This window comes from Methanobrevibacter cuticularis (assembly GCF_001639285.1).
In the GTDB taxonomy this organism is placed as follows: Archaea; Methanobacteriota; Methanobacteria; order Methanobacteriales; family Methanobacteriaceae; genus Methanobaculum; species Methanobaculum cuticulare.
On record NZ_LWMW01000017.1, the window covers coordinates 1 to 1,777 of the forward strand.

The 1,777-nt window shown below is 24.8% G+C and carries 1 protein-coding gene; it reads left to right on the forward strand.

The genetic code is table 11. The features are described 5' to 3' along the window. The first annotated feature begins 384 nt into the window (after positions 1–384). Positions 385–1,719 (forward strand): IS4 family transposase, encoded by a 1,335-nt coding sequence (locus MBCUT_RS00535; RefSeq protein ID WP_067257398.1) that lies wholly within the window; start codon positions 385–387, stop codon positions 1,717–1,719. Positions 1,720–1,777 lie beyond the last annotated feature (58 nt).

A 1,777-nucleotide genomic window follows, 5' to 3' on the forward strand; every position in this document is an offset into this window, starting at 1 on the left:
CAACTCTGTCAACTTTAGAAATATTTCTCTTAGATGTTCTTTATTTTATTAATTTTATTTAATTAGTCAGTTGTTGATTGGTTTAAGATTTTTAAAGACCTTTTTAAAATTAGACTTATTTTATTTTACTTTTTACTCTGTTTAGAGTAGTGTAGGTAGTTTAAATTTTTTTTTCTAAAGATTTCGTTTATTTCATTATTATTTTGTTATTTTTTATCTAATTTCGTTTATTTTTGTGAATTTTAGGTTAAATTTATATATTAGTTTTAATATAGTTTTAATATAAATATTAGTAATTAAATATTAGTATTATTAAATTTAAAGTTTATATTACTTATTTTAGATTAAATTATCAAATTTAAACTAGTTATGGTGGTTTTTAATATGAGAGATTTGTTTTTTTATGAAGTAGTAAGGTTAATTAATTATGAAAAAGAGAAATATGTTTTAGTTAAAAATCAATTCACTAAAAAGCGAAAAATGGGTTTTAAAGATTTTATTTTTTATATATTAGGAAATAATGGAAAAACCAGCGTTTTAGAACTAGATAATTATTTTAAAATCAAAAATAAGGATGTTTTCAAGTGTGATAATATGACTCCAACTAAACAAAACTTTTCTAAACGAAGAAGTTGCATTAGCCCCGAATTTTTTAAAGATGCGAACAAAGGAGGGGTAAAAAATTTATATTCTACTAATTACAAGGAATTAAGTAAATTTAAAGGGTTTTTAATTTTCGCTATTGATGGTTCTCAAGCAAAGCTGCCGAATACTCCTATAACAAGAGAAGAATTCGATGTTGATTCAGATTCTTTAAAAGAGACTAAAACTCCTAAAGCTAGAATATCTGTGATGTCTGATGTTAAAAACGAAAATATAATAGATTCAGCCATATCTGAGATGTCTGTAAGCGAATCTGTATTAGCATCTGAACATATCGAAAAAGCTGACGAAATTATAGACTTAAAAAAGTCAATAATAATTTTTGACAGAGGATATGCATCTGCAGAGTTAATACTACAATTATTAGAAAAAGAAAGCTATTTCATCTTCCGACTCAAAAGTGATGTTTATCAAAAAGAAAGAAAACAAATGACAACAAATGACGAATGGATAGACATCAATTTAAACAGAAACAGAAAACAAAACATTAAAAATCCTGAATTAAAAGCCAAAGCAGACGAATTAGACTATTTACACTTAAGAATTGTAAACATCCCATTAAAAACAGGAGAAATAGAAACACTATTAACAAATATACCAGAAAAAATAGGAACTTCTGATGAATTAAAAGAATTATACGGAGAAAGATGGCAAATAGAAAAAGGATATGATGTTTTAAAGAACAAAATACACATAGAAAACTTTTCAGCTAAAAAAAGAATAAACATCGAACAAGACTTCTACTCACAAATTCTCATGTATAACATCCTAATAGAATACAAAACAAAATGTAACAAAGAATTAAAGAAAAAACAAAAAAATAAAGATTGTAAATGCGAATACAAAGTAAATATAAACATTTTAGCAGGAAAACTAAAATCAAACTTATACGAAATGTTTCTAGCACCCACAGAAAAAGAAAGAACAAAAATACAAGAAGAAGTACACAATATAGCCAAGAAAAACATTATAAAAACTAAAACCAAACCATCCACACCAAGAAACAAAAATCCACTAGCAAACAAATACCCATACAACAATAGAAAAAATTTTTAAAGAAAAATAAACAAACCAAGAATAATAAAAAGAAAAAAACCTAAAGTTGACAGAGTTG